The 26,770-nt window shown below is 40.6% G+C and carries 24 protein-coding genes; 23 read left to right on the top strand and 1 reads right to left on the bottom strand.

Features of this window, described 5'->3' with window-relative positions; all coding sequences use genetic code 11:
• The first annotated feature begins 296 nt into the window (after nucleotides 1-296).
• The 9 genes from sbcD to FR932_RS10955 all read left to right on the top strand — a co-directional run bounded on the left by sbcD (nucleotide 297) and on the right by FR932_RS10955 (nucleotide 9,715).
• On the top strand, nucleotides 297-1,547 hold the full coding sequence (gene sbcD, locus FR932_RS10995) for an exonuclease subunit SbcD (protein ID WP_019442651.1): 1,251 nt from the start codon (nucleotides 297-299) through the stop codon (nucleotides 1,545-1,547).
• Entirely contained in the window at nucleotides 1,547-5,218 is a 3,672-nt protein-coding gene (locus FR932_RS10990; RefSeq protein WP_019442650.1) for an AAA family ATPase, read from the top strand. The genes sbcD and FR932_RS10990 overlap by 1 nt, the downstream gene beginning before the upstream one ends.
• A 155-nt stretch (nucleotides 5,219-5,373) precedes the next feature.
• Nucleotides 5,374-5,748 (top strand): nuclear transport factor 2 family protein, encoded by a 375-nt coding sequence (locus FR932_RS10985; protein ID WP_019442649.1) that lies wholly within the window; start codon nucleotides 5,374-5,376, stop codon nucleotides 5,746-5,748.
• Nucleotides 5,749-5,871: 123 nt separating this feature from the next.
• Nucleotides 5,872-7,179, top strand: coding sequence for a hypothetical protein (locus FR932_RS10980; protein WP_026032231.1), 1,308 nt, complete (start codon nucleotides 5,872-5,874; stop codon nucleotides 7,177-7,179).
• A 368-nt stretch (nucleotides 7,180-7,547) separates the two neighbouring features.
• A complete protein-coding gene (locus FR932_RS10975) occupies nucleotides 7,548-7,796 on the top strand; it encodes a hypothetical protein (RefSeq protein WP_019442647.1) in 249 nt (82 codons plus the stop codon).
• On the top strand, nucleotides 7,796-8,308 hold the full coding sequence (locus FR932_RS10970) for a methylated-DNA--[protein]-cysteine S-methyltransferase (RefSeq protein ID WP_026032230.1): 513 nt from the start codon (nucleotides 7,796-7,798) through the stop codon (nucleotides 8,306-8,308). The genes FR932_RS10975 and FR932_RS10970 overlap by 1 nt, the downstream gene beginning before the upstream one ends.
• Before the next feature lie 49 nt (nucleotides 8,309-8,357).
• Nucleotides 8,358-8,798 carry a YtoQ family protein gene (locus tag FR932_RS10965; protein ID WP_019442645.1) on the top strand — a complete coding sequence of 147 codons (441 nt, stop codon included), beginning with the start codon at nucleotides 8,358-8,360 and terminating at the stop codon, nucleotides 8,796-8,798.
• A gap of 113 nt (nucleotides 8,799-8,911) precedes the next feature.
• The gene (locus tag FR932_RS10960; protein WP_019442644.1) at nucleotides 8,912-9,280 is read left to right on the top strand and encodes a VOC family protein; all 369 of its coding nucleotides are present in this window, start codon (nucleotides 8,912-8,914) and stop codon (nucleotides 9,278-9,280) included.
• A 45-nt stretch (nucleotides 9,281-9,325) separates the two neighbouring features.
• Nucleotides 9,326-9,715, top strand: coding sequence for an NUDIX domain-containing protein (locus tag FR932_RS10955; RefSeq protein WP_019442643.1), 390 nt, complete (start codon nucleotides 9,326-9,328; stop codon nucleotides 9,713-9,715).
• Nucleotides 9,716-9,770: 55 nt separating this feature from the next.
• Here FR932_RS10955 and FR932_RS10950 read toward each other — a convergent pair whose 3' ends face one another.
• Nucleotides 9,771-10,580 carry a response regulator transcription factor gene (locus FR932_RS10950; protein WP_019442642.1) on the bottom strand — a complete coding sequence of 270 codons (810 nt, stop codon included), beginning with the start codon at nucleotides 10,578-10,580 and terminating at the stop codon, nucleotides 9,771-9,773.
• A gap of 272 nt (nucleotides 10,581-10,852) precedes the next feature.
• Here FR932_RS10950 and FR932_RS10945 point away from each other — a divergent pair, with 272 nt between their 5' ends.
• From FR932_RS10945 to FR932_RS10885, 14 genes are all read left to right on the top strand, one after another.
• Nucleotides 10,853-12,433: an arylsulfatase gene (locus FR932_RS10945; protein WP_019442641.1), complete on the top strand. Its 1,581-nt coding sequence runs from the start codon at nucleotides 10,853-10,855 to the stop codon at nucleotides 12,431-12,433.
• A 142-nt stretch (nucleotides 12,434-12,575) separates the two neighbouring features.
• Nucleotides 12,576-13,868, top strand: coding sequence for an anaerobic sulfatase maturase (locus FR932_RS10940; RefSeq protein ID WP_019442640.1), 1,293 nt, complete (start codon nucleotides 12,576-12,578; stop codon nucleotides 13,866-13,868).
• Nucleotides 13,869-13,881: 13 nt separating this feature from the next.
• Nucleotides 13,882-14,406, top strand: coding sequence for a hypothetical protein (locus FR932_RS10935; RefSeq protein WP_019442639.1), 525 nt, complete (start codon nucleotides 13,882-13,884; stop codon nucleotides 14,404-14,406).
• 20 nt (nucleotides 14,407-14,426) lie between these two features.
• Nucleotides 14,427-15,467 carry a tetratricopeptide repeat protein gene (locus FR932_RS10930; RefSeq protein ID WP_019442638.1) on the top strand — a complete coding sequence of 347 codons (1,041 nt, stop codon included), beginning with the start codon at nucleotides 14,427-14,429 and terminating at the stop codon, nucleotides 15,465-15,467.
• 175 nt (nucleotides 15,468-15,642) lie between these two features.
• A complete protein-coding gene (locus tag FR932_RS10925) occupies nucleotides 15,643-15,921 on the top strand; it encodes a peptidylprolyl isomerase (RefSeq protein ID WP_019442637.1) in 279 nt (92 codons plus the stop codon).
• Between the two features lie 340 nt (nucleotides 15,922-16,261).
• A complete protein-coding gene (locus FR932_RS10920) occupies nucleotides 16,262-17,644 on the top strand; it encodes a Na+/H+ antiporter NhaC family protein (protein ID WP_019442636.1) in 1,383 nt (460 codons plus the stop codon).
• 201 nt (nucleotides 17,645-17,845) lie between these two features.
• Nucleotides 17,846-20,707, top strand: a complete 2,862-nt coding sequence (locus FR932_RS10915) for an HD domain-containing phosphohydrolase (protein WP_151676832.1) — start codon at nucleotides 17,846-17,848, stop codon at nucleotides 20,705-20,707.
• Nucleotides 20,708-20,912: 205 nt separating this feature from the next.
• Nucleotides 20,913-21,413: a thiol peroxidase gene (tpx, locus tag FR932_RS10910; RefSeq protein ID WP_019443292.1), complete on the top strand. Its 501-nt coding sequence runs from the start codon at nucleotides 20,913-20,915 to the stop codon at nucleotides 21,411-21,413.
• A gap of 1 nt (nucleotide 21,414) precedes the next feature.
• Nucleotides 21,415-22,020: a peroxiredoxin gene (locus FR932_RS10905; RefSeq protein WP_019443291.1), complete on the top strand. Its 606-nt coding sequence runs from the start codon at nucleotides 21,415-21,417 to the stop codon at nucleotides 22,018-22,020.
• Nucleotides 22,021-22,157: 137 nt separating this feature from the next.
• On the top strand, nucleotides 22,158-22,520 hold the full coding sequence (locus FR932_RS21690) for a hypothetical protein (RefSeq protein ID WP_244963925.1): 363 nt from the start codon (nucleotides 22,158-22,160) through the stop codon (nucleotides 22,518-22,520).
• Nucleotides 22,521-22,566: 46 nt separating this feature from the next.
• On the top strand, nucleotides 22,567-25,029 hold the full coding sequence (locus FR932_RS21800; RefSeq protein ID WP_280525745.1) for an HD domain-containing phosphohydrolase: 2,463 nt from the start codon (nucleotides 22,567-22,569) through the stop codon (nucleotides 25,027-25,029).
• Nucleotides 25,026-25,913 (top strand): aromatic amino acid DMT transporter YddG, encoded by an 888-nt coding sequence (gene yddG / locus FR932_RS10895; protein WP_019440653.1) that lies wholly within the window; start codon nucleotides 25,026-25,028, stop codon nucleotides 25,911-25,913. Before FR932_RS21800 ends, yddG begins: the two co-directional genes overlap by 4 nt.
• Nucleotides 25,913-26,104 carry a hypothetical protein gene (locus tag FR932_RS10890; RefSeq protein ID WP_019440652.1) on the top strand — a complete coding sequence of 64 codons (192 nt, stop codon included), beginning with the start codon at nucleotides 25,913-25,915 and terminating at the stop codon, nucleotides 26,102-26,104. Before yddG ends, FR932_RS10890 begins: the two co-directional genes overlap by 1 nt.
• A 159-nt stretch (nucleotides 26,105-26,263) precedes the next feature.
• Nucleotides 26,264-26,728: a hypothetical protein gene (locus FR932_RS10885; RefSeq protein ID WP_019440651.1), complete on the top strand. Its 465-nt coding sequence runs from the start codon at nucleotides 26,264-26,266 to the stop codon at nucleotides 26,726-26,728.
• Nucleotides 26,729-26,770: the final 42 nt, after the last annotated feature.

Raw genomic sequence — 26,770 nt, 5'->3', positions numbered from 1 at the left:
TGATTAACTCGCACCAGAGTGAATACATATGTTTTCACTATAAATATGCGTCAGCTTATAGATAGAAAGTACCGATAAGCTGACGTTATAGACATATAAGGAAAATTAACTAATTTGGTTTTTCAGGTGTACATAATCTGTTGAATGATATGCCTGAAAGCCAGTTTCTTTCAACCGGATAAGTTGTACCCCATCAGCCGATTTATTGATAATTTAAGTTTTACCCCCTGCACCTAGAAGTCGTTTGGGTATACACTAGCGATAGCTTACTTTTACCGCTAGGACCCCCACGTTTCATGAAAATATTACATACCTCAGATTGGCATCTTGGCCAGCATTTCATTACGAAAAGTCGCGCTAACGAACACAGTTGTTTTATGGCTTGGTTACTTGAACAAGTTGAACTGCACCAAGTGGATGCGGTTATTGTCGCGGGTGATATTTTTGATACTGGGACACCGCCAAGTTATGCGCGTGAGTTGTATAATAGCTTTGTCGTTGCCATGAGTAAGGTGAACTGTCAGTTAATTATTCTAGCGGGTAATCATGATTCGGTCGCAACGCTTAATGAATCAAAGCAGTTATTGTCACAGCTTAATACTCAAGTCATTTCCAGTGTATCGCCTGAATTAGAGCAACAAGTATTGGAACTTAAAAACCGCCAAGGTCAACTCGGGGCATTGTTGTGTGCAGTGCCGTTTGTACGACCTCGCGATGTTATGCAAAGTGAAGCATGGCAATCGGGCACAGAAAAACAGCAACGTTTAGGCGCTGCGATCACTGGACATTACGCCAGTTTGTATCAATTGGCTGAAAACAAGCGTACGCAACGTATTGAAGAGCACGCATCGCCAGTGCCGATTATCGCTACTGGGCATTTAACTGCACTGGGCGTATCCGTGACTGAATCAGTACGCGACATTTACATCGGCACACTAGAAGCATTCCCTGCGAATCAATTTCCTGCTGCAGACTATATTGCCCTTGGTCATATTCATCGCGCACAAAAAGTCGCTAAGTCAGAGCATATCCGTTATAGCGGCTCGCCAATCCCATTAAGCTTTGACGAAGTTAAACAACAAAAGAGCGTTAACTTGGTGAATTTTGTTGAAGGTAAGTTCGATTCTGTAACGGAATTGATGATCCCTCGATTCCAACCCATGCAGGTGATTAAAGGTAATTTAGAAGGCATTGAAGCGCAATTAGCTGATTTCAACACGCATATCGATTCATTACCAGTGTGGCTGAGTATTGAGGTGCAAGAACAAGATTATCTTACTGATTTGCAAACCCGAATTGAAGCCATGACCATTGATCTGCCTGTGGAAGTATTGCAAGTGCGCCGTGCCCGTAAAGACAGGGAGCAACATTTGCATAGCGAAGTGAAAGAAACCTTATCAGAACTGTCGGTGAATGATGTATTTGCTCGCTGTCTACAAGGCGTTGAATTTACCACAGATGCGGAAATTGCGCGTAAATCACGTATCGAAGTCGCTTTTAAACAGATTGTTGAGCAAGTAGAGCATGCAACGCAGGAGGAAAAATAATGAAGATAAAACGTCTTTCCTTTAAAAATATTAACTCGTTAAAAGGCGAGTGGCAGCTTAACTTTGATCAAGAACCGTTTTTAAGTAATGGCCTGTTTGCTATTACAGGCCCAACAGGCGCAGGTAAAACCACTATTCTTGATGCGATTTGTTTGGCTTTGTATCACGAGACCCCACGTCTAGCGATATCGAAATCGCAAAATGAAATCATGACCCGTAACACGGCTGAATGCGCCGCCGAAGTTGAATTTGAAGTACAAGGTAAAGGTTATCGGGCCAGTTGGAGTCAACGTCGTGCTAAAAACAGTGCACAGGGCAACTTACAAGAAATGAAAGTAGAACTGGCGGAAGTGGTGTCTGGTGACATTCTTGCTAGCCAAGTTAAATTGAAAAAACAGCTGGTGGCGGAAATCACCGGTTTAGATTTTTCACGTTTCCGTAAATCGATGTTGCTATCGCAAGGTGAGTTCGCTGCGTTTTTGAATGCACCCGCCAATGATCGCGCCGAGTTATTAGAAGAACTGACGGGCACTGAAATTTACGGTCAGATCTCGCAAGCGGTATTTGAAAGTCACAACCTCGCAAAAGCGGAATTAGACAAACTACGTGCTAAAGCCGATGGCGTGAACTTATTGAATGACGAACAACGCAGTGAGATCGCCGCGGAACAAACGCAAGTTAGTCAGCAGGTAACAGCATTAACTCAGCAGCAAACAGATCTACAGCAACAAAAGCAATGGCGTGAACAGCTTGAGCAAGCACAGCAAGTTGTTAGCCAAGCACAACGCAGTTTAACCACAGCAGAGCAGGACACGACAGCACAACAGCCTGAATTAGATAAATTAGAAAAAGCTGGACCAGCTGAAGCATTACGACTGCCGTTTACGCATTTAACCCAAGTGAACAGTAAGTTTGCAGCATTAGACAAGCAGCAACAGGCATTACAGCTAGCAGTGGCATCGGCGCAACGTGCGCTGACAGCTAACCAAGAACAAAACCAAGTCACTCAAGCACTGTTAGATGATGTTAAGCAGCAAAGCCAAACGCAAGAAACGTTAATCAATGAGCAGGTAATGCCATTGGACAATGATTGCGCCCAACTAACTAAAGAATTGCAACAATGTCAGTCGCTACAACAGCAACAAAAGAGTGAACAGCAAACCACGCTGCAGCAATTAACTCAGTTAACGCAAACGGCGCAGCAGGCCCAAAATACCATAAATGATTGCCAGACATACCAACAGCAGCACAGTAAAGATGCAGAGCTGAGTACGCGTCTACCGCTGTGGCAAAGCCAGATCCAGCAATGTGATCAACAACAGCAAAACTTAACGGCATTAAATCAACAGGTGGCTGACAACCAAGCATTGCTAAAGCAAAGCCAAACATCGCAACAGCAATTGTCGGCTTCAGTGTTGGCAAGTGCTGAGCGTCAGCAGTTGGTGAACGATGCGGTTAATCAGGCGCAGCAGCAAGTCACTGACTTGTTAGCGGGTGATGATTTAGCAACGCTTGAGAATGTGTTAAGTCAACAATCACGCGCGCAAAGCATTGTGGAGCAGCTGTCTGGTTTACAGCAGCGTTATATTAGCGAATCGCAAGAGTTTGAAGCTAACCACGCTAACATTAAAACATTACAGCTGCAGCTTACTGGCGTTAACGTTGACATCGCCGCAAAGCGCGACCTGTTTAAAGCCAAGAAACAAGAGTTCAACGATGTTCAGCGTTTATTAGAGCAAGAGAAAAAGATTGCCAGCTTAGAACAATTACGTAGTCAGCTTGAACCGGGACAAGCGTGTCAGTTATGTGGTTCGACTGAGCATCCACTGATCGCCGAATACCAACACATTAGTGAGTCGCCAACGGCGCAGCGTAAAGCAGAATTAGAGCTAGCGTTAAAGCAAATTGAAACCGAGGGCGGTGATCTTAAAAGTCAGTTGCAAGTTACAAATACCAAGTTAGATAACCTCACTAATCGTAACACGACCTTACAACCGCAGTTAGATTCGTTGATTACCCAATGGCAATCTTACAATCAGCAGTTAAATGCCAACCTTGTTATTAGTGATAGCGCGAATACGCAGACATTTGTGCAGCAACAAGTTATGCAATTAGAACAATTGTTACAACGTATCCAAGGCTTAAAAGCAGCGACGCTGAAATTACAGCAAGCGCAGCAAGCGTTGGTTGAGTTTGATAAAAACAGCGCACAGCTGCAACATCAAATTGAATTAGTGAACCGTGATTTACAAACAGCCCAAGACGCTGAGCAAAAGCTAATACGTGAAACGCAGCAACAAGGACAGGTGCTAAGTGAATTACAACAAGCATTAGCCAATAGCGTGACTGAGTTAGGTTTATCATTGCCACAATGGAGTCAACTCGACAACTGGTTAGCGCAATGCCATCAAGCAACGCAAACATGGGCACAGCAAGTAGAGTTATTACAGACTGCAAGCGAACAGTTCCTTACTGCAGACAGCCAATTAACACCATTACGTGAGCAGCAAGTGAAGCTGGACGCGGTTATTGCGCAAAGCCTGACTACGTTAACTAATCTGTCGGCTAATTTGGCTGATAAACAGCAGCAACGTCAGCAGTTATTTGGTCAGCGTAGTGTGGCGGATGCAAGACATACTATGCAGCAGCAGTTAAATAGCGCCGAACAAGCGCAGCAAGCAAGCACAGCACAAGCGACGACATTATCGAATCAAGTGCACGCGCAGCAAGGCGAGTTAACTACTTTACAACAAGGTTTAGCGCAACAGAAGCAAGAATCGTTAGATTGCTTAGGAGTATGGCAACAGGCGTTAGCCGCGAGCCCATTTACTACTGACGTTGAGTTTAACCAAGCGTTATTACCCGCAGCAGAAAAGCAGCGATTATTGGCGCTTAAGTCACAACTAATAGCTCACTTAACACGTTGTCAGGCATTGTTTGAGCAAGCGAATGACGGTTTATTAATACTGCAACAGGCGCAGGTTACTAAACTTGAACTCGCGACGATTATTACCCAATTAGATGAACTGACAATACAGTTAAACCAAGGTTTACAGCGTCAAGGTGAATTGAAACAGCGCCTTGCTGATGATGCGGCTCGTAGCGCTGATTTAGCTGATTTTTATCAGCAGATTAAAGACTCTGAAGCCGACTATGACGACAAAGCTTATTTGCAAAGTTTAATTGGCTCGAAAGATGGCAGTAAGTTCCGCCGCTTTGCGCAGGGTTTAACGCTGGATCATTTGGTTACCTTAGCTAATCAACAACTGGATCGTTTACACAGCCGTTACCAACTACAACGTAAATTGGCCTCTGGCAGTGAAGCCTTGGCGTTACAAGTTGTAGATACTTGGCTAGCGGATGCAGTACGTGATACCAAAACCTTATCGGGTGGCGAAAGCTTCCTGGTGAGTCTGGCATTAGCACTGGGCTTATCTGATTTGGTTAGTCACAAGACCAGTATTGATTCGTTATTCCTTGATGAAGGTTTTGGTACGCTCGATGCGGAGACTTTGGATATCGCTTTGGATGCGCTGGATAACTTAAATGCGTCAGGTAAGATGATTGGCGTCATTAGCCACGTTGAAGCATTAAAAGAACGTATTCCAGTGCAAGTGAAAGTGAATAAAGGCAGTGGTTTAGGGCTTAGTTCGTTTGAAGTAGTGAGTTAGTTTTTAGCTTGAATAAATGAGCTATGAATTGAATGGCGACTGGTTTAAACCGTCGCCATTTTTTGTGTCAGCATTAGCATTATTTATTTAACATATTGTTATTATGGGACGAGGTTGATAGTTTATAAGTCTATTGCTTTGATTTAGAGATGAAAATGGATATTTTGATCGAACAAGAAATCGCGTTACATCAGTATGAAATTCGACAAAGTAAGGCCGATATAGCGCAGTTAATTCATGGTGATTTTAGAGAGGTGGGTGAATCGGGTATCAGTTACGATCACCAATCTATTATTGAAATGATGGCGAGTGAGCAACCATCGAATGGGTTTATCCATTCTCAAGATTATGAATGCATTCAGCTCGAAGAGTCAGTTCAGCTACTGCTCTATAAATCAGCGTCAGTTGATGAGTTAGGTAAAAGCAGTCACTTTGCTAAACGGTCATCAGTCTGGGTGTTAAATGGAACACAATGGCAATTGAAGTATCATCAAGGTACTGCTTGTGAGCCGTTTGAATTGAGTAATTAGGAAGAATAAAATGAGTGTCGCTGTCGATTTACGGGCAATAGTAGGAAAGGCACCACCTTGTCACTGAGTGAGTTTTCAACGAAGCATAATATTTGCACTAATAATATTAAATGGGATATACCTTTGAAAGCAATAAGAATTATTTATGTTGTGATTGCAGCTCTTGTGGCTCTGTCATCGGCATTTGCAATCTGGATTTATTATATAAAAGAAGGGAAGGATCTTCTTAATTTCACTATTTCTATCGTTGGGTTTTGTATTGCGGTACTGGCTCTATTTATTGCTGTTAGGACTTATACTTCAATAGATAGTGTAAATAATATAAGCAAGATGGATGGCAATATATTAGATAACGAGAATTATGTTATTTCAGTACCAGAGCTGGTCATCAAGTTTCAGTGTGATGATGAAAAAACGTTAGAAAAAGAGTTATTCAAGTCGATAGAGCTAAAGCTAAAACGAGAGTCAGGTACAGCTGTTTTGTTTGCGGATACTCTTCAGTACATGATTGATCTGATAGTCTTTTTTCCTGCTGTATTTAATGCCAGTGATATTGATAAAGGTGCATATAGAAAACGTATGGATTGTATACTTGCAGAAGTCGAACGTCGAAGCAGTATTTTACATTCCATTAGTAAAGGTAATTCAATACAAATAACAGAAACAATAAAGCTTTTTAAAGCCGTCATCTCATATCAAAGTTTTGTTTCAGATAACAAATTTAATGTACATGCTGATTTACTTCATGTACGAGGTCCAATACTACGAAATCCAGTGACTAAAACTATATATCATAATTACTTAGGCTTATTTTATAATAAAAAAGGTATGTTCTTAATTGGCGAATCTCTAGGCTTAAATGGGATTAACCTGCTTTCTATTGATGGCATGAAATTAGTCAGCGAAAAAATAAATCTGATGTCGCCATCAAGTAAAGAAGATGCAATTATGTATTTAAAATCAGCATGTGAACAATTTGAAAGGGCATTAGTATCTTGTGAAGATGACATAATGTGGCCTGGATTTATAAACTATAATAAAGCACGAACGATGTTATTTTTATGTCTATTGACGAGTGAAGAGAACGATTGGTTAGGGGTTATGAATAGCTCAATTGAGTCTAGAAGTCGATTAAATCGGATGATTGATGAAGTGCTGACCGTCAATAACGCTGGGCAATATCAAGTTACCAATACCCATTTACGTCAATTTTTCATATATCAAGAAGAGTTAGCTCGTATGGTTAAGCTAAATATTTTGCTTGGAATCGAATCGTCAACTTCTGATGTTTGGTCTTCAATGACCTATAGAGGCTCGAATCTTCAGGGTAAGAAAAAAGAAGAACTTGAACGATTATTTCAGTCGATAGATGGTTTTTATGTTGTAAGCAATTATCAAAATGATCTGGTTTTTCACTTGATAAATGACTAATAGTCATTGAGTTAACAAAATGAACATAGCGGGTGCATTGCTTTTGATGTGATAAATTAATTATTCAGAAAGGGAATAGTTAGAGCTATATTTTGGTAAAGCTAGGGATAAGGCTAGGTAGCTATGCTCATTACAAACATAATATAAATTACATTTAACACGGAGGGTTATCTCATGGGGCAGCAATTTTCTGAACTATCAAATAAGCACATCTGACTTCTCAATATGCTAGTTGTATTTAATTATACTTTATTAGATTGATTGATTGAGTGCGTAGCGATTACAGGGTTGATGAACAGGGCTTTGTAGGGGCTTAGCAATCTATAATCATGAGCTAAGTTGCTCGACATTTATATGGAGGTAGTCAAATGTTAACATTTAATTTTTATGTAAAAGAAGAGACCGTCGTACACTTGGACATAAACAGCCCGATATTTTTAATTGAGAAAGAACAGCTTGTTGCACAAGGTTTTGAGCGTGTTGGAGATGTTATTCGGGCGAATAATTCAGCGGAGGCATTCGAAAAATTTAAACATATCCATTTAGATGAGCTTGGTCAGTTTTCTGGCGCTCATATCGTCGCGAGCCTTATTGGTTCTTTGACGAGTTCCGGATGATGAATCAAATTAATATTCAATACTTCAAACACCCTTATGCCGAATTTATACTCGGTTCATATGACGGCAAACTGTGCTTGTGTGACTTTCGTTACCGAAAAATGCGAGCGTCTGTTGATAACCGAATTCAGCGCGGCCTGAATGCGACTTTTGTGGAGCAAAATGATGCTGTATTGACGAATACGAAAACACAGCTTGAAGCGTATTTCTTAGGTGAACGTAGTGTGTTTGATATGCCATTATTACTGGTGGGAACGGACTTTCAAAAAGTTGTTTGGGATAAGTTAGCCAATGTGAAGTACGGTGAAACGGCGACTTATTTGGGTTTAGCGGAGTCAATTGGCAACGAAAGTGCAGTGAGGGCTGTTGGCTGTGCCAATGGTGCTAATGGGTTGGCTATTATCATTCCTTGTCATCGTATTATCGGCAGTAAAGGTGAACTCGTTGGCTATGGTGGTGGTTTGTCGTTAAAGAAACGTTTACTAGAATTAGAGCAAAACTTGTTTATTTGATAGAGTGCTTTTTGTCATTTTTTATAATGGAATATAAGAGGTTAAATTTATGAAGTATGTGGTTTATTTATCAGGTGAGATCCACAGTGATTGGCGCGAACAAATTATTAATGGCTGCGAGCTAAAAGGACTCGATATTCAGTTTACTTCGGCAATAACAAACCACGCAGCAAGTGATGCCGCTGGAGACTGTTTAGGGGAAGAAAGCACGTCATTTTGGCGAGATCATAAATCCTCAAAAGTGAACGCAATTCGGATTCAAACCGCGATCAAAAATTGTGATCTTGCAGTCATACGTTTCGGTGAGAAATACAAGCAGTGGAATGCTGCTTTCGACGCGGGTTATTGTGCGGCTTTAGGCAAACCTTATATAACCTTGCACGATGAAAGTTTGATCCACGCGTTAAAAGAAGTTGATGGCTCTGCGCAATCTTGGGCTACATCGCCAGATCAGATTGTGGAAATATTGACATATTTGGTCGCTAAATAACAAACGGATTAAGTAATTAGTCGAATACACCACAAGCGCTATTGCCCCGAGACGGTTTACTGCAGAATAAGATTAATGTCTGGTAGTAGAAAATAAATGATAGGAGAATATAAATGATTGGATATGTTATGTTGGGCTCACAAAATATTGATGTTTCACGTTATTTTTACGGTTCGTTAATGAAAGTGATGGGCGCGGAAAAAGTCGCTGATTCAAAAACATTTCTAGCTTGGAGCTTTGGTGAAGGTAAACCTATGCTGGCAATAGGTAATCCGTTCGATGGTGAAGATGCAAGTTACGGCAATGGCACTATGGTTGCGCTTAGCGTGTCTTCGACTGAGGAGGTTGATAAGCTGCATAAAAAAGCATTAGCGTTAGGTGGGCAAAATGAAGGTGATCCGGGTCTGCGATCAGGTGGTTATTATTGTGCTTATTTTCGAGATCTAGATGGTAACAAGCTGAATTTTCATTGTAAGCCTTAGATTTTAGAGCATTAATTTAAGTTAATACGATTTTAAGGATAAGCAATGTATCAGGATGTCGTCCAAATTATCTTTGTTAAAGGTTCTCAAGTATTGCTTGCTTATCGCCAAAATACCGAGTTTCTTGATCAACAGTGGAGTCTTCCAGGTGGTCGCATCGAAGTCGGTGAAACCCCACGGCTAAGTGCGCTGCGGGAGTCATTTGAAGAAGTGGGCGTTGAACCTATTAGCCTCAATTTTTTAATTCAATTTCCAGATCCGAATGTTGCTTGCCTGCACCACGTTTATGTATGTGATGATTGGCAAGGTGAACTCATCAATGCCGAGCCACACTTGTGCCGTGAAGTGAGTTGGTTTGATATTGAAGCCATTCCAGATGTACACGCACCAACCATACCGCCAATAATCGCGGCACTAAAACGGTATTTAGCGTGAATATCGTATTCTTTGATTTTGATGGCACGATACTAGCGCTGACATAAAGCCATTATCAATGGTGTGAAATACTCGATTGATACTGGTGAGCAACGAGTCCATTTTGTACTGCAAATTTAATGAGCGCTGCCTGAGATGATAAATTTAATACATTTAGCATGAGATATTTATGTGATTCAATGGTGCGATGGCTAAGCGTTAACGCTTTTGCACATTCTTTGGCTGTCATACCTGTCGCAAGCAAACTGAGCACTTCTTTTTGGCGTGGGCTTAACAATTCGACAGCATTGTTTGGCGTTACTTTGCTTGATAAATGCCGTGATAGTTTGGAAAACTGCCAATAAACAGCCCACATTTCGGCGAGTAGTTTTATCTGAATTAATTGATTGTGATTGAGAGGTTGGGCATCTTCACCAAAACGGCTCATCGAAAGCGCTCCCCATTTCTTACCGTGGATCTTTAACGGTAAAATAGTATGCCAGCGTACACCATTTTTATAGAGTGTAGTGAGAACGCCATTCTTTTGGGTGCTGAGCTGTTCTGCACTGAAGTGAATGGGCACCTGCGCGTGTAACATTTTTAAATAACCTGCAATACCTTGGCTATCCATCGATAAGAGGGCGTTGTCTATCGTGTGAGGACCTTTGTTTGCCACACCGATAAATTTCAGTTCGGTATCTGTGCTGGTTATCTCTTCTCCCAATGATTTATCATTTTGATAAAGGCACATACGATCTAGTTTAAACCAGTCAAGTGCTTGGCTAGCAAGCCTATTCCAATTCTTTTCAAAATTATCAGGGGCGCAAGTTATTAATGACGATTGTGCGATTAAGAGTTGTTCAAATGATGTAATTGAATTTGTCATTAATATAGCCTTAATAATTGTTTATTTTATGCGTCAATATTACAACTCCCCTTATTTCGTTAGTAGTAGTAAAAACACTAGTTTGGTTACCGCAACAGTCGTTTCCTCCTCGTTTAAAACATTATTTGTATTGAAATTGATTCAGGTCAATTTAGCTTGCACAAATGCTTAGTAGTTCGATTTGGTACAGTAGTTTTACGGTATTCAATAAATCATTACATCGCATAATTGCCCTGTTAATTAAAGTTCTTAACTAATAATGGGTACATAAAATGTTAAAACGTAAAACATTACTTCAGCTTTGTATTGGCGCTGCGTTAGCGACGACTGCAACAGCGAGTTTCGCGACTACAGATACTAGTCGACCAAATATCCTTGCAATTTGGGGCGATGATATCGGTATTGATAACCTGAGTGCATATACGCAGGGTCAAGCCGGTCATTGGACGCCAAATATCGACCGTATTGCCAACGAGGGGGCATTATTCACTGATTTCTATGGTGAGAACTCTTGTACTGCAGGTCGTTCAGCATTCATCACAGGTCAACATCCAATGCGTACAGGCCTCACTAAAGTGGGTATTCCTGGTGCTGCGGAAGGCATGCGCGCCGAAGATCCAACGCTAGCAATCATGCTTAAAGATAAAGGTTATGTTACTGGTCAGTTTGGTAAAAATCACCTTGGTGATCGTGATGACCAGCTACCAACTGAACATGGTTTTGATGAATTCTTTGGTAATCTGTACCACTTAAATGCAGAAGAAGAACCTGAGAATGCAGATTACCCTAAAGGAGCTGCATTCAAGAAAAGATTTGGCCCTCGTGGTGTTATCCATTCATATGCAGATGGTCGTATCGAAGATACTGGCTCGCTAACACGTAAACGTATGGAAACGGTAGATGAAGAATTCTTAGACGCGACACTTAAATTCATCGACAAAGCACATAAAGAGAAAAAACCTTTCTTCGTTTGGTTTAACTCAACACGTATGCATGTTTGGACTCACCTTAAAGAGGATTCTAAAGGACTTTCTAAGCGTGGTGGTTTATACGGTGACGGTCTTGTTGAACATGACAACATGGTAGGCCAACTACTTGATAAGTTAGATGATCTAAAAATTGCAGACAACACTATTGTTTCTTACACCACGGATAACGGTGCAGAGAAGTTCACCTGGCCTGATGGTGCAACAGCACGTTACCGCGGTGAGAAAAACTCAACGTGGGAAGGTGGTTTCCGTGTTCCAGCTATGATCCGTTGGACAGGTAAAATCCCTGCAGGTCAAGTGGTTAACGAAATCGGTGCGCATAATGATTGGATCCCAACATTCATGGCTGCAGTGGGCGAGGATGCTATCGTTGCAGATCTGAAAAAAGGTACAGATCTTAACGGTAAAGACTATAAAGTTCATCTCGATGGTTACAACCTTTTAGACAAACTTAAAGAAGGCAAAAGCACCACTGCTGATGAGAATACTGATTGGCCACGCAAATCGTTTTTCTACGTAACTGATGGCGGTGACATTTCTGGTGTGCGTATTGGTGACTGGAAAGTACTTTACTCAGTACAAGAATGTACAGGTTTTCAAGTTTGGCAGTGCCCGATGAAAGAACTTCGCGTTCCTTATATCTTCAACCTTCGCCAAGACCCGTATGAAAGTGCAATGTTAACGTCTGGCACTTATGAGAGCTGGATGTTTGATCGTATTCCATATGTTTATATGGGGGCAGCGACAACGGGACAATTTTTACAAACATTTGTAGAGTTCCCTCCACGTCAAGTACCTGGTTCATTCTCTATTGATAAGATCGTAGAAAAAATGAATATCTGGGGTAATGCGCAATACAAATAAGTAATGTAGCTAAATATAAAAAAATGGATTTGTAAACAAGGAAGTTACATCGGTTTTTACTGGTGTAGCTCCTTTTCGTTTTTAAGACGATTAATATTAATGGTCTAAATACTGTATTTTTACAGTTCAGGTAGTGAATGATATGAGTAATAATCAAATTCGCCAACACAATGGCAAACCTCAGCAGCGCATGAATGTGATGACCAAACCGATAGGCCCTGCATGTAATATTGATTGCACTTATTGTTATTATTTGAGTAAGCAACAGCTGCTTAATTATGACAAAGGTTGCAAACCGACAATGAATCCAGAAATGCTAGATCGCTATATCCGCACTTACATCGAGCAGCAAAATTTTCCTGAAATTGTGTTTCACTGGCAAGGTGGTGAACCGACATTATTGGGGGTTAAATTTTTCCGTGAAGTGGTTAAATTACAAAAGAAATATTGCCCACCTGGCGTAATTATTGAGAACGATTTACAAACCAACGGTATTCTGCTTGATGATGAATGGGGTAAGTTCCTCGCTAAAAATAACTTTTTAGTCGGTATTAGCATTGATGGACCAGAAATGATCCATAACACCTATCGTACTAACCGAGCTGGTCGTGGCACGTTTAAGCAAACGATGAAAGGTGTTGATATTTTGCATAAATATAATATTAACTTTGCAACTTTAACCTGCGTTAACAATGTATCCGGGGCTGAACCGCTAGCTGTTTATCGTTTTTTACGCGATGTAATTCGCTCGCCACAAATGCAATTTATTCCGATTGTCGAAGCTAAAAGTTTTCGTGACACAGCGCCGCAGCGTTGGGACGATGCTGAAATGCTATTTCAAGGTATGCCAGAAGCAGAACCGGATCATCCAGACTCTATCATGGAAGCTTGGTGTGTATCCGCAGGCCAATGGGGTGACTTCTTATGTACCATTTTTGATGAGTGGCTTAATGAAGACATCGGTAAGGTTAACGTGCCTTACTTTGAAGCGGCGATTGAAGCCTGGATGGGACGTGTTAATCCATTATGCACACTCGGACCTATGTGCGGTAAAGGTTTAGCTATTGAAGCTAATGGTGATGTATTTGCTTGTGATCACTATGTTTATCCTGATTTTAAATTAGGTAACATCAATGAAAGTGACTTGCAAGATATGCAGTTTTCCGAAAAACAGCAAGCGTTTGGTTATGCGAAAGAAAGCACCTTACCGGATCAGTGTCGTCAGTGTGATTATCAGTTTGCTTGTTTTGGTGAATGTCCGAAAAACAGATTACTTAAAACCCACACAGGGCAAAAAGGGCTGAATTATTTATGCGCGGGATGGAATAAATTCTTCCGTCATATTGACCCTTATATTACCTTGGTTGTTAACACCATGGGCCACAAGGTTTATAAAAAGATTAATCGCCAAGCAATGCAGCTTAAACTAAAATAATAGGATAATTAAAATGAAGTATATAAATAACAGAGCTTTAGTGGTGTTGTTGAGCCTTTTTAGTTTGCAAAGTATGGCGGTAGAATACCAGCCTGAACTTGCCACAGCGGTATTCCCAAAAGCACAGCTACAGCCTTTAATTGAAAGGACGTATGGCGAAATGAGCCGTCGTTATACGATATTTGCAGAGCAATTCAATTATTGTCAGCAAAAGCCGAAATCAGAAGATTGTCAAAAACCGTATGAAGAAGTGAAGCAACGTTATACAGCGGCTAAAGCCCTTTATGATACGGTTGAAATGACCCTGTTACCTCAATTTATATTTCTAGAATCACCAAAGTCGAGCTGGCAATCGCTGAATATTGCCCTGGTAAATCTTCATTACCTTGATGCTGCGTTACCGGTTGAGCAATTAACCGAAGCACAGTTATTACCAGCAGTTAATCAATGGTTAATCGCGCATGAATTACCAACGACAGATACGCTGTATTTATTACAAACCCTGTTAATTGAGTCTGATAATTTACAACAACAATAGTGAAAAAGTGTGGTTCAACGATGAGATTATTAACCTATACCGCTGCTAATTTATTGGTCAGCTTGTTTACTTGGCAAAGCGTGCAAGCTGCGCCTCAATCGAATCCTACTGCTAGAGAAGTAACGGCAGCAGTGCCACAAGTTCGTACAATTGATAGCCAAGAAAAGGAAGAGGAACGTCTTTCTCGTATAGCGCAAGATAATGAACAACCGATAGAGCTACGGATTCAAGCTGTTGTAGCGCTGGGGCAATACTCTGGGCCAAACGCCTTTATTTCTGTTGCTCGCGCGAGTCGTTCACCACACGCAGAATTAAAGCTAGCGGCAATTGAAGCGGTGCGTTTTTGGAGTGTGAAAGCACGCTGGGATGTGGTATCACCGCTGGTTAATGACAATAATGAACGCGTTCAGGTTGCAGCGGGTAATGTATTGGTTTCGTTGTGGGGCGAGCTTAATATTAATCAACAAGCTTACTTACAACCCGCAGTGGATCAGTACGTCGCAGCGCTTAAGAAAATAGCGACTGATTTTCAATCTCAGTTAGCATTAGCAAATGTATATCGTTATCAGCAACAAACTGAACAGGCTGAACTCGCTTATAAAGCGTTAATTGAGCAGTTCCCAGAGGAAGGAGAAAGTTACTTACAACTGGGTGAACTGTATCGTAAAGATTCGGCTAAAGTACAAGAAGTGGCGATCTTAAAGCAAGGTATTCTGGTTAACCCGCAAGCGGGACATTTACATTATGCCCTGGGTCTTACTTATTATCGCCAGAAGGAAAGTGAGCAAGCACAGCGTCAAATACAACTGGCAATCGATAATGCACCAAGTAATGGACGTTATCCGTATACGTTGGCTGTTATGCTTAAATCCGCTGAGCCTGCTCAAGCAATCAAACTATTCCAAAAAGCCTATGATAATGCGGGTTCACCGCAGTACTTGTATGCCTTGTGCGAGAGTTATGTTGAGCAAGGACATGAGGTTCAAGCGAGGCAGTGTATCGGTAAATTAAAGCAAGTAGCACCTGACAATATCGTTAAGCAATTGACGGATAAGCTTTAGTGGATAAATGTTATTTGTGGTTAAGTTGGTGATGATATTCGTTTATTTCTATGCCGTGTTTGAACAGAAATAACACGGCTTTACGGATCAAACTTCAGCATTACTCGCCTTTTTTATTCTTTTGCCTTACACTTATTTCAAATTTATACTCCCTCGTAAAACAAAGGAAAAAAACATGGCTCAAGCAACAGCACGACACATCTTGGTAGACGACGAAGCAAAATGTAATGAACTTAAAGCGCAAATTGAAGCGGGTACTGACTTTGCTGAAGTTGCTAAGCAACATTCAAATTGCCCATCAGGCGCTCAAGGCGGTGATTTAGGTAAGTTTGGTCCTGGTATGATGGTTCCAGAATTCGATAAAGTGGTATTCTCTGCACCTGTAAACACAGTTCAAGGTCCAGTTAAAACACAATTCGGTTATCATTTATTAGAAGTTACAAGCCGTAGCTAATAATGAGTTGATGTTTCTCGCATCCGCTGTGGTGCGAGGGATTTCCCGCTATGTAAACTAGTCTCAGTAACTCAGTAATACCCCTCAAAATATCAAAGACGATATAATATAATTGACAAATTTATATAATTTTTGTTGACAGAAAATCAAATCGGGATTAAATTCCGCTCGATGTTTTCACGACCCTGTCCCAAGCAGTGTAAACAAGCGCCAGCAACCTCCTACCCGCTGGTGTTTTGCGCATGTAAAGCAGCATTAAACTCAGATAAAAACACCTGTTCCATTTGAGTCTTTTAATTTACTTAGCCGTTTTGGCTCTATTTTAGAAGGATCTTAAAGCATGTCAGAAGCGACAGCCTTAAGTCTTATTCCACCTGTGGTGGTTTTGGTGTTAGCCGTTGTATTACGACGTCCTATCCTTTCGTTGGTTATTGGTTCATTTGTCGGACTCATGTTAATTGAGTCTACTAGTGCGTTAACCAGTTTTTCTACGATATCCCTCTCTGTGATGACAGATGAGACTATCGGTTGGCTTATTCTAGTGTGCGGTGGGTTTGGTGCCCTCATTGCGTTACTCGTGAAAACGGGTGGTTCGATGGCATTTGGCCGCTTTGCGATGAAATTTGCCAAAGGGCCTAAATCGTCTTTGTTGATGACATTTTTGTTAGGCGTCGCTATTTTTATCGACGATTATTTAAATGCATTAACGGTTGGTTCGACGATGAAACGCGTGACTGATAAGTTTAAAGTTTCTCGCGAAATGCTAGCTTATGTTGTTGATTCGACCGCTGCACCTATATGTGTGTTAGTACCATTATCGACATGGGCGGTATTTTTCGGTGGTTTACTTGTCGACAATGGTATTGCTGCTGAAGGGCAGGGCATCGCAGTCTACATGGAAGCAATTCCTTATATGCTATACGCGTGGCTTTCGGTGATCATGGTGGTATTAGTGATTGTCGGTATCGTACCTGTATTCGGACCAATGAAAAAAGCGCAATTAGCTGCAGAGCAAGGTGTACCAGCTTTGGCTCAAGTTGATTTAGAAGAGATCCAAACCTCGGATGAATATGCGCTTAAAGCCATTGAGGATGAATTTAAGCATGCTGACGACACAGGTAAATTATATAACTTTGTTGTGCCGATTCTATTGTTAGTTGGCTTTACTGTGTATTTTGATATTGATGTTTTAATGGGGCTATTAGCAACATTAGCGATTACATTACCGTTTTATGCGGTGCAAAAAATTATGCCATTAGCTGAAATGATGGAGCAAATGATTGATGGTTTTAAATCGATGTTACCGGCGATTTGTACCGTTATAGCTGCTTTTATCTTTAAAGATGTGAGCGATCAATTACAGTTGTCACAATATGTGATTGAGAATTTAACGCCATTTATGACACCGAAATTATTACCAGCTGTGGTATTTTTATCTATGTCTATATTAGCGTTTGTCACTGGGTCTAGCTGGGGGATTTTTGCTGTATCGATTCCAATTGTAATGCCGTTAGCGCAAGCACTTAATGCGGATATTCCGTTAGTGATTGGCGCGCTATTATCGGCATCAGCATTTGGCAGTCAGGCTTGTTTTTATTCTGACTCGACGGTATTAGCGGCGCAAGGTTCAGATTGTAATTTGATGAGCCATGCTATCACGCAATTACCTTATACATTGATTGCGGCAGCTGTTACGTTTGTTGGATTTATCTGGCTTGCTTAGTCGTTAGTCGTTAGTCGTTAGTTGTTATCTAATATCGCTAATTAAAGGTGCTGTATGTTCGAATACGGCACCTTTATTAGATAATTAACATGCGTTATCCGTAAAGATTTAAAATACCGCTTGATGAATGTGAGTGATTTATTGCTCACATTAAAACCTTCTTATTAATACCTTTAATTTACCATTATTGAGCGTTTAGCTATGAAAAAATCACTCTCTTTTAGAGCGTTTATCACTGCGGTTTGTGTCGCTATCATCTTATTGCTGAGCATAGCGCTAATTAGAGTCAGCATTAATCATTCACGTGAAGTCACGACCAGCCTTTCTGAAGATATAGTGGCAAGTCATGCTGAAGCGCTGACTGGCCGGATTGGATTGTTAGGTACACCTTTGGCTACCTTGCTTGATACCTTAGCATTTACCGATTTTGTCCATTCTAAATTGGATGTTAAAGACCGTGTCTGGCTAGGGACGTTAGCGAAAATATTAGCTAAAAGTCCACATTTATCGACATTGTATTTTGGCGATGAAAACGGTAACTCTTTTGTGGTGAGACCTATATATAATGCAAGTGATCGTGGGCGGTTAAGCGCGCCTGAACATTCAGTGATCATGGTCGATTATAATCAATTTAATGGCGAGCAAACTCGTATTTTCTTTGATCGAAATATGTTGGTCATTACCGAGTTTCTTTATGATAACGACAACTATGATCCACGGGTTAGACCTTGGTTTATTGAAACCGAGCAGGGTGGCGATATTAATGTCACCGAACCGTATTACTTTTATTTTTTCAAACATTTTGGTATTACTTTTTCGCGTCGTTCACTCGATGGTAACAGTGTTATAGCTGCTGATTTTACACTTGATTCACTTGATGATGTCATGGCTGAGATGGCCTATTCAGCGGATTCTAAAATATACTTGTTTACGGCGAAAGAAAGTCTATTAGCAAGCAATCAAATCATTAAAGCAGATGATCCGAGTAAAAAAATAGTATTACAGGATCTGGGATTAAAAGCGTTTATTTCAAATTTAAGTCATGTGAATAGATCTGATGGTGAAAGCCGTCGTATTGACTGGCAAGGACAAGAGTGGCAGTTAATCATTACCCCAATGGTGATGAGTGAATATGAAATTCTATATCTGGTTAATGTCGTTTCGTTAGAGTCGGTGTTAGCGGATTCCAATGATTTTTATAATGATTTATTGTTGATCTCTTTAGCCGTAGTGGTGTTATCGCTATTGATTGTGATCATTGCGACTCGCCATGTGGTTCGTCCGTTGACGTTTCTGGCTAAATCATTGAAAGATATACAGCGCTTTAGTTTTAAAAGGCGCACATATAAAAGCTCTGGTATTACAGAGATAGATCAAATAAACGAAACCATGTTGATGATGGAAGAAGTACTCTTTAACTTTATCGAAAATCTAAAGCAGGTTGCGCGATCAACGGCGCCAGAAGAGATGTCATTATCTTTGGTATCGCAGGTTCAAGACATTTTAAAATCAGATGATTGCTTGTTGTTTACTAATTCCTTGCAGTCTCGCGGTGAGTTTTCATTAGCGGCTAAAATTGGTGGTTATGGTCAGATGAATTTACAAGCTCTGTACGATAGTACCCCAGCTGCTTTTCAACAATCGATATATGAGCTAAGTCAAAATGAAATGATACGGCTATCAACGCAACACCAGGCTGGTTTTATGATGCCGTTGTTTAATCGCAACAAGCAAAATACCGGTGCGCTATTGATTTGCTTTAACGACAAAGTGAATGCTGATATTCGTGGTCGACTTGCATTTGTACAAGAGTTTATTGGTTTTAATGAGCTGGTATTAGAACACTTAGAAACAGCTGAAGCACAAACCAATTTATTTCATGCTTTTGTGATGATGACTGCCAGCGCGGTAGATGTTAAATCTGCTTATACCGGTGAACATTGCAAGCGAGTGCCGGAGTTAACGCAAATGTTGGCTGAAAAAATGGTGGCGGATAAGGGCGTGTTTTCTGGCTTTAAGATGGACAAGAAGCAATGGGAAGAATTGCTGCTGGCCGCTTGGTTACATGACTGCGGTAAAGTCTCCACACCAGACTTTATTATGGATAAATCGACGAAATTAGAAACTGTCTACGATCGTATTCATGAAGTAAGAATGCGCTATGAAGTGCTGAAACGGGATGCCGAAATAGGTTATTTAGAAGCTGTGCTTGAAGGTGCTGATAAGCGACAGGCAAGAATGCATTGTGAGCAATTGCAGCGAACACTAGAAAGTGAGTTTGCTTTTGTTGCAGAGTGTAATCTCGGCAGTGAATTTATGGCGGATGATAAAATTGCACGTTTGGATAAACTCGCGCAACGTACTTGGTTACGTACCTTACCGGATGATATTGGTATTTCACACCAAGAAAAAATGAAAAAAATAGCGCAAACATTACCTGCAATTGAAACTGTTCTCACTAACAAAATTGAACATTTGTATGCTTGGGATGAGAAGAAGAAACTACCCGTTAATGGTCTACGCGACTTTAAGATTAAGCAGCCGGAATATCAATATAATCGCGGCGAGTTATACAATCTTGGTATTAAAGCGGGCACGTTAACAGCGGAAGATCGTTACAATATTAATGAGCATATAGTGCAAACTTATATGATGCTGGATCAACTGCCATACCCAGAGCATTTAAAGAATGTGCCGATTATTGCCGGTAGTCATCATGAACGTATTGACGGTAAAGGTTATCCATTGGAATTGGCTGGGGAAGAGATCCCATTGCAAGGTCGTATTATTGCGGTGGCTGATGTGTTTGAGGCGTTAACTGCATCGGACCGTCCGTACAAAGAGGCAAAACCGTTAAGTTTAGCGCTGAAAATTATGGCGAATATGGTAAAAGATAAACACCTAGATCGGGAATTATTTGACTTATTTTTAACGACTGGCGTATACAATCAATACGCAACCGAATATTTAACAGAGCAGCAGATTGATGTTGTTGATATTGATAGTATTCGAGGTATTTATTTTGCTATGTCGGAACAGAGTAGCTCTATTCTGGAGCAATAAAAGTATCTGTATCTGTACTTCAGTTGACGCTCGGCGATTTACGTAGGTTTACAAATGCTTACGTAAACTGACTCACCCTTACATTAACTTGCTTTTCTATAAATATCTTTATGGTAGATTGTCGGCTTCAAAAGTTGATCTAGATCAATAAAAATTATAGCGCAGATTTTAATGCGCTAATTAAATTATAATAATGAGGTTTACAATGTCGATTACTTTCCAAGGAACTGCTGTTTCAGTATCAGGTACTTTTCCACAAGTTGGTCAAGCTGCACCAAGCTTCACGCTTTGTGCTGCAGATCTTAGCGAGTTAAGCCTTGATAGCCTAAAAGGTCAGCAGGTTGTGCTAAACATTTTTCCAAGCATCGATACACCCGTTTGTGCTACAAGCGTACGTGCTTTTAATGAAAAAGCAGCGGGAATCAACAATGTAACTGTACTTTGTATTTCAGCTGATCTACCGTTTGCAACAAGCCGTTTTTGTGGTTCTGAAGGTATCGAAGGTGTTAAAACTGCTTCTTTCTTCCGTTCGCCAACGTTCACAGAAGATTATGGTGTTAACCTTAATGAAGGCGCGCTTGCTGGACTTGCGACTCGTGCTGTTATCGTTTTGAATGAAGACGGTAAAGTGGTTCATTGTGAATTAGTATCTGAGATAACAGATGAAGCAAACTACGAAGCTGCTATTGCTGTTTTAGGTAAATAATATGAAAAAAATAGCGATATTATTATCTTCTATTGTCTCGGTGAGTGCTTTTGCACAGTTTGAAACAACGAAAGAAAATGCGAGCTTTGGTGCAGGTCAAGTTGTAACTCTAGAGCAAAAAAATAAGTTTGATTTGACGGGTAATGCACTGAAAGTGGGTGCATTTATGCCATCTGTGCAGTTGATGACATCTGACTTAACGTCTTACGATACCAGTGCTGAAAGTGAAAATATCAAAATTTATAGTATTTTGACGTCGGTAGATACACCTGTATGTGTACAGCAAGCCGTCGATCTTTCAAATTATGTGCAATCTCATGATGAGTTGAAAGGTATTGAATTTTACGCACTTAGTGCTGACACACCTTTTGCTCAACAACGCTTTATCAAGGAACATGACCTTGATGGTGTGACTTACTTATCGGATTCTTTAGATCATAAATTTGGTCTAAAAACGGGTTCATTGATCAAGCAACTTGGTCTGTTAACACGTAGCATCATCGTGGTTGATAAGAACAATCAGATTATTTATCTTCAGCGCGTACCTGAGTTGACGACAATTCCTGATTTAGAAGCTGCAATTAAGGTCGCGCAAAGTCGCCTATAACATACTCTGTTTTATGAGATAACGAATCAATTTAGTTTTGTTATTGAGCAATGCCGTCACTTAAGGTGTACGGCATTTTTTAAGGCGCGATTTATTCTTATTTAATACCAGAATTTACAACTGTTGAGTATTTAATTATGAAAAAATCACTCTCTTTTAGAGCGTTTATCACTGCGGTTTGTGTCGCTATCATCTTATTGCTGAGCATAGCGCTAATTAGAGTCAGCATTAATCATTCACGTGAAGTCACGACCAGCCTTTCTGAAGATATAGTGGCAAGTCATGCTGAAGCGCTGACTGGCCGGATTGGATTGTTAGGTACACCTTTGGCTACCTTGCTTGATACCTTAGCATTTACCGATTTTGTCCATTCTAAATTGGATGTTAAAGACCGTGTCTGGCTAGGAACGTTAGCGAAAATATTAGCTAAAAGTCCACATTTATCGACATTGTATTTTGGCGATGAAAACGGTAACTCTTTTGTGGTGAGACCTATATAATGCAAGTGATCGTGGGCGGTTAAGCGCGCCTGAACATTCAGTGATCATGGTCGATTATAATCAATTTAATGGCGAGCAAACTCGTATTTTCTTTGATCGAAATATGTTGGTCATTACCGAGTTTCTTTATGATAACGACAACTATGATCCACGGGTTAGACCTTGGTTTATTGAAACCGAGCAGGGTGGCGATATTAATGTCACCGAACCGTATTACTTTTATTTTTTCAAACATTTTGGTATTACTTTTTCGCGTCGTTCACTCGATGGTAACAGTGTTATAGCTGCTGATTTTACACTTGATTCACTTGATGATGTCATGGCTGAGATGGCCTATTCAGCGGATTCTAAAATATACTTGTTTACGGCGAAAGAAAGTCTATTAGCAAGTAATCAAATCATTAAAGCAGATGATCCGAGTAAAAAAATAGTATTACAGGATCTGGGATTAAAAGCGTTTATTTCAAATTTAAGTCATGTGAATAGATCTGATGGTGAAAGCCGTCGTATTGACTGGCAAGGACAAGAGTGGCAGTTAATCATTACCCCAATGGTGATGAGTGAATATGAAATTCTATATCTGGTTAATGTCGTTTCGTTAGAATCGGTGTTAGCGGATTCCAATGATTTTTATAATGATTTATTGTTGATCTCTTTAGCCGTAGTGGTGTTATCGCTATTGATTGTGATCATTGCGACTCGCCATGTGGTTCGTCCGTTGACGTTTCTGGCTAAATCATTGAAAGATATACAGCGCTTTAGTTTTAAAAGGCGCACATATAAAAGCTCTGGTATTACAGAGATAGATCAAATAAACGAAACCATGTTAATGATGGAAGCAGTGCTATTTAACTTTATTGAAAACCTAAAGCAGGTTGCACGTTCAACCGCGCCAGAAGAGATGTCATCGTCATTGGTATCGCAGGTGCAAGATATTTTGAAATCAGATGATTGCTTGTTGTTTACTAATTCCTTGCAGTCTCGCGGTGAGTTTTCATTAGCGGCTAAAATTGGAGGTTATGGCCAGCTGAACTTACAAGCACTGTTCGATAGTACCCCTGCTGCTTTTCAACAATCGATATATGAGTTGAACTCAAGTGAAATAACAAGGTTATCAACGCAACACCAGGCTGGTTTTATGATGCCGTTGTTTAATCGCAACAAGCAAAATACCGGTGCGCTATTGATTTGCTTTAACGACAAAGTGAATGCTGATATTCGTGGTCGACTTGCATTTGTACAAGAGTTTATTGGTTTTAATGAGCTGGTATTAGAACACTTAGAAACAGCTGAAGCACAAACCAATTTATTTCATGCTTTTGCGATGATGACTGCCAGCGCGGTAGATGTTAAATCTGCTTATACCGGTGAACATTGCAAGCGAGTGCCGGAGTTAACGCAAATGTTGGCTGAAAAAATGGTGGCGGATAAGGGCGTGTTTTCTGGCTTTAAGATGGACAAGAAGCAATGGGAAGAATTGCTGCTGGCCGCTTGGTTACATGACTGCGGTAAAGTCTCCACACCAGACTTTATTATGGATAAATCGACGAAATTAGAAACTGTCTACGATCGTATTCATGAAGTAAGAATGCGCTATGAAGTGCTGAAACGGGATGCCGAAATAGGTTATTTAGAAGCTGTGCTTGAAGGTGCTGATAAGCGACAGGCAAGAATGCATTGTGAGCAATTGCAGCGAACACTAGAAAGTGAGTTTGCTTTTGTTGCAGAGTGTAATCTCGGCAGTGAATTTATGGCGGATGATAAAATTGCACGTTTGGATAAACTCGCGCAACGTACTTGGTTACGTACCTTACCGGATGATATTGGTATTTCTCGCCAAGAAAAAGTGAAAAAAACAGCACAAACATTACCCGTTATTGAAACTGTTCTCACTAACAAAATTGAACATTTTTATGCTTGGGATGAGAAGAAAAAATTACCCGTTAATGGTCTGCGCGACTTTAAGATTAAGCAGCCGGAATATCAATATAATCGCGGCGAGCTATACAATCTAGGTATTAAAGCGGGCACGTTAACAGCGGAAGATCGTTACAATATTAATGAGCATATAGTGCAAACTTATATGATGTTAGATCAACTGCCATATCCTGAACATTTAAAGAATGTGCCGATTATTGCCGGTAGTCATCATGAACGTATTGACGGTAAAGGCTATCCTTTGGAATTAGCTGGAGAAGAGATCCCATTGCAAGGTCGTATTATTGCGGTGGCAGATGTGTTTGAGGCGTTAACTGCATCGGACCGTCCGTACAAAGAGGCAAAACCGTTAAGTTTAGCGCTAAAAATTATGGCTAATATGGTAAAAGATAAACACCTAGATCAGGAATTATTTGACTTGTTCCTAACGACTGGCGTATACAGTCAATACGCAACCGAATATTTAACAGAGCAGCAGATTGATATTGTTGATATTGATAGTATTCGAGGTATTTATCTCCCGGCAATCGATGACGATTCATTGATTACTAAGCAAAAGGTTATCGCTTGATTAACACCCATAAATTTACCCTCGCAGGCTGCTTAGCTATTTTATTGTGGAGCACTATTGTAGGGCTTATTCGTAACGTGGCAGAGCAGTTAGGCCCGATTGGTGGCGCTGCCATGATTTATACTGTCAGTTCGGTATTCTTGTGGGTATTTTTAGGCGCGCCTAAGCTGAAGCTTTTCCCTCCACGCTATCTCCTGATTGGTGGTGGTTTATTTGTGAGTTATGAAATTTGCTTGTCTTTAGCACTGGGAATGGCAAACGATCGCACCCAGGCGGTAGAGATGGGAGTGATTAATTACCTATGGCCTTCGTTGACTGTGCTAATGGCGGTATTTATGAGCCATAAGCCAGTGAACAAATTATTGTATCCTGCTATTGCGCTGTCGTTTTTTGGCGTGGCCTGGACGGTCGGTGGCGATGAGGGCATTTCCATTAGTCAGCTAAGTAGTAATATCGCGACTAATCCTACGAGTTATTCGATGGCTTTTTTTGGTGCCTTTATTTGGGCATTTTATTGCAATATCACCAAAAAACTGGCTAACGGTATGAATGGTATTACTTGGTTCTTTATTGGTACAGCGATAGCGCTGTGGATCAAGTATTTAATCAGTAATGAACCTGCGATGGAATTTACTACCGAGGCGACGTTTGATTTGTTGCTTGCCGGCATAGTCATGGGCAGTGGTTATGCGCTATGGAATATTGGTATTCTCGGCGGGAATATGGTTTTTTTGGCGACGTTGTCGTATTTCACGCCGATCTTATCGACATTCTTTGCGGCAATGATACTGAATATAGAATTGACGACCAAGTTTTGGCAAGGCGTGGTGATGGTGACTGTCGCTTCGTTAATCTGCTGGTGGTTAACACGAGAAAAGTCTTGATGAATCGCTTGGTAAAAAAACCTAATGGTGATAACAAAGATACATTCACCAACATTCTCAAAAATAACAGCATGGTGATCCACATCGCGTCAGCTACTCAGGCTGAGCAAGTGACAAAAACGGCAGCAATATTAGTACATGGTGAATCTGAGCTGTATGAAATTAAGGAGCTTGGAGATGTACCCATGTAATGCCATTCTCTATATGCCATTGCAGTATGGATACATAACTAGGTTGTGCCTTGCCAGCGCTTACACCCTCTTACACTAAACGCTCACTCAACATGCTATAAATCGTCTTTGATATACACTTGCTTTGCTGCATTGTTCTCTCTACCTTGGTTAATTTTGATGAAAAAGTTAATGTTATGTGTCCTGGGTCTGTTAAGTAGTCCCGTTGCAATTGCTGATAATCTTTGTTTACCCAGTGAAAAGACGTCGTTTAGCTGTCGTGTTGGCGTGAAAAGCATATCAGTGTGCTCAGCCAATGAACGCACGGTGATTTACCGTTTTGGACAATTAAATAAGATCGAATTAGAACTCGAATCAGCCGTTCATTTTAGCCGTATCAGTTACAGTGGCGGTGGTCGGGGCCAGTTGACCTTTGCTAACGGTAAATATAAATATATTGTTTACTCGAGTGGGGTCAGTGGTGAATGGCTTGACGATGGAAGCCGAGAGTATATCGAAACCGCTGGTGTGTATGTTGTTAAAAATGACGATTTATTAGCTGACGTAGAGTGCAAAGACTTTTCCGGAGATAAATATATAGGTTATCTACCACCCTTTGAGGAAGAAGAGTTTACGTATTTCTAAATGCCTTATTATCAGTTCTAGGGTTGAGACCATAATGAACAA

Origin of the sequence: Moritella marina ATCC 15381, assembly GCF_008931805.1 — a bacterium.
In the GTDB taxonomy this organism is placed as follows: domain Bacteria; phylum Pseudomonadota; class Gammaproteobacteria; order Enterobacterales; family Moritellaceae; genus Moritella; species Moritella marina.
Note: the sequence above shows the minus strand (reverse complement) of the source record. Positions and strands in the feature narration are given on the sequence as shown.

What these genes read in the sequence shown, in the direction of transcription:
- sbcD (WP_019442651.1), top strand. Translation starts at nt 297, where the DNA reads ATGAAAATATTACATACCTCAGATTGGCATCTTGGCCAGCATTTCATT.
- FR932_RS10990 (WP_019442650.1), top strand. Translation starts at nt 1,547, where the DNA reads ATGAAGATAAAACGTCTTTCCTTTAAAAATATTAACTCGTTAAAAGGC.
- FR932_RS10985 (WP_019442649.1), top strand. Translation starts at nt 5,374, where the DNA reads ATGGATATTTTGATCGAACAAGAAATCGCGTTACATCAGTATGAAATT.
- FR932_RS10975 (WP_019442647.1), top strand. Translation starts at nt 7,548, where the DNA reads ATGTTAACATTTAATTTTTATGTAAAAGAAGAGACCGTCGTACACTTG.
- FR932_RS10970 (WP_026032230.1), top strand. Translation starts at nt 7,796, where the DNA reads ATGAATCAAATTAATATTCAATACTTCAAACACCCTTATGCCGAATTT.
- FR932_RS10965 (WP_019442645.1), top strand. Translation starts at nt 8,358, where the DNA reads ATGAAGTATGTGGTTTATTTATCAGGTGAGATCCACAGTGATTGGCGC.
- FR932_RS10960 (WP_019442644.1), top strand. Translation starts at nt 8,912, where the DNA reads ATGATTGGATATGTTATGTTGGGCTCACAAAATATTGATGTTTCACGT.
- FR932_RS10955 (WP_019442643.1), top strand. Translation starts at nt 9,326, where the DNA reads ATGTATCAGGATGTCGTCCAAATTATCTTTGTTAAAGGTTCTCAAGTA.
- FR932_RS10950 (WP_019442642.1), bottom strand. Translation starts at nt 10,580, where the DNA reads ATGACAAATTCAATTACATCATTTGAACAACTCTTAATCGCACAATCG.
- FR932_RS10945 (WP_019442641.1), top strand. Translation starts at nt 10,853, where the DNA reads ATGTTAAAACGTAAAACATTACTTCAGCTTTGTATTGGCGCTGCGTTA.
- FR932_RS10940 (WP_019442640.1), top strand. Translation starts at nt 12,576, where the DNA reads ATGAGTAATAATCAAATTCGCCAACACAATGGCAAACCTCAGCAGCGC.
- FR932_RS10935 (WP_019442639.1), top strand. Translation starts at nt 13,882, where the DNA reads ATGAAGTATATAAATAACAGAGCTTTAGTGGTGTTGTTGAGCCTTTTT.
- FR932_RS10930 (WP_019442638.1), top strand. Translation starts at nt 14,427, where the DNA reads ATGAGATTATTAACCTATACCGCTGCTAATTTATTGGTCAGCTTGTTT.
- FR932_RS10925 (WP_019442637.1), top strand. Translation starts at nt 15,643, where the DNA reads ATGGCTCAAGCAACAGCACGACACATCTTGGTAGACGACGAAGCAAAA.
- FR932_RS10920 (WP_019442636.1), top strand. Translation starts at nt 16,262, where the DNA reads ATGTCAGAAGCGACAGCCTTAAGTCTTATTCCACCTGTGGTGGTTTTG.
- FR932_RS10915 (WP_151676832.1), top strand. Translation starts at nt 17,846, where the DNA reads ATGAAAAAATCACTCTCTTTTAGAGCGTTTATCACTGCGGTTTGTGTC.
- tpx (WP_019443292.1), top strand. Translation starts at nt 20,913, where the DNA reads ATGTCGATTACTTTCCAAGGAACTGCTGTTTCAGTATCAGGTACTTTT.
- FR932_RS10905 (WP_019443291.1), top strand. Translation starts at nt 21,415, where the DNA reads ATGAAAAAAATAGCGATATTATTATCTTCTATTGTCTCGGTGAGTGCT.
- FR932_RS21690 (WP_244963925.1), top strand. Translation starts at nt 22,158, where the DNA reads ATGAAAAAATCACTCTCTTTTAGAGCGTTTATCACTGCGGTTTGTGTC.
- FR932_RS21800 (WP_280525745.1), top strand. Translation starts at nt 22,567, where the DNA reads ATGGTCGATTATAATCAATTTAATGGCGAGCAAACTCGTATTTTCTTT.
- FR932_RS10890 (WP_019440652.1), top strand. Translation starts at nt 25,913, where the DNA reads ATGAATCGCTTGGTAAAAAAACCTAATGGTGATAACAAAGATACATTC.
- FR932_RS10885 (WP_019440651.1), top strand. Translation starts at nt 26,264, where the DNA reads ATGAAAAAGTTAATGTTATGTGTCCTGGGTCTGTTAAGTAGTCCCGTT.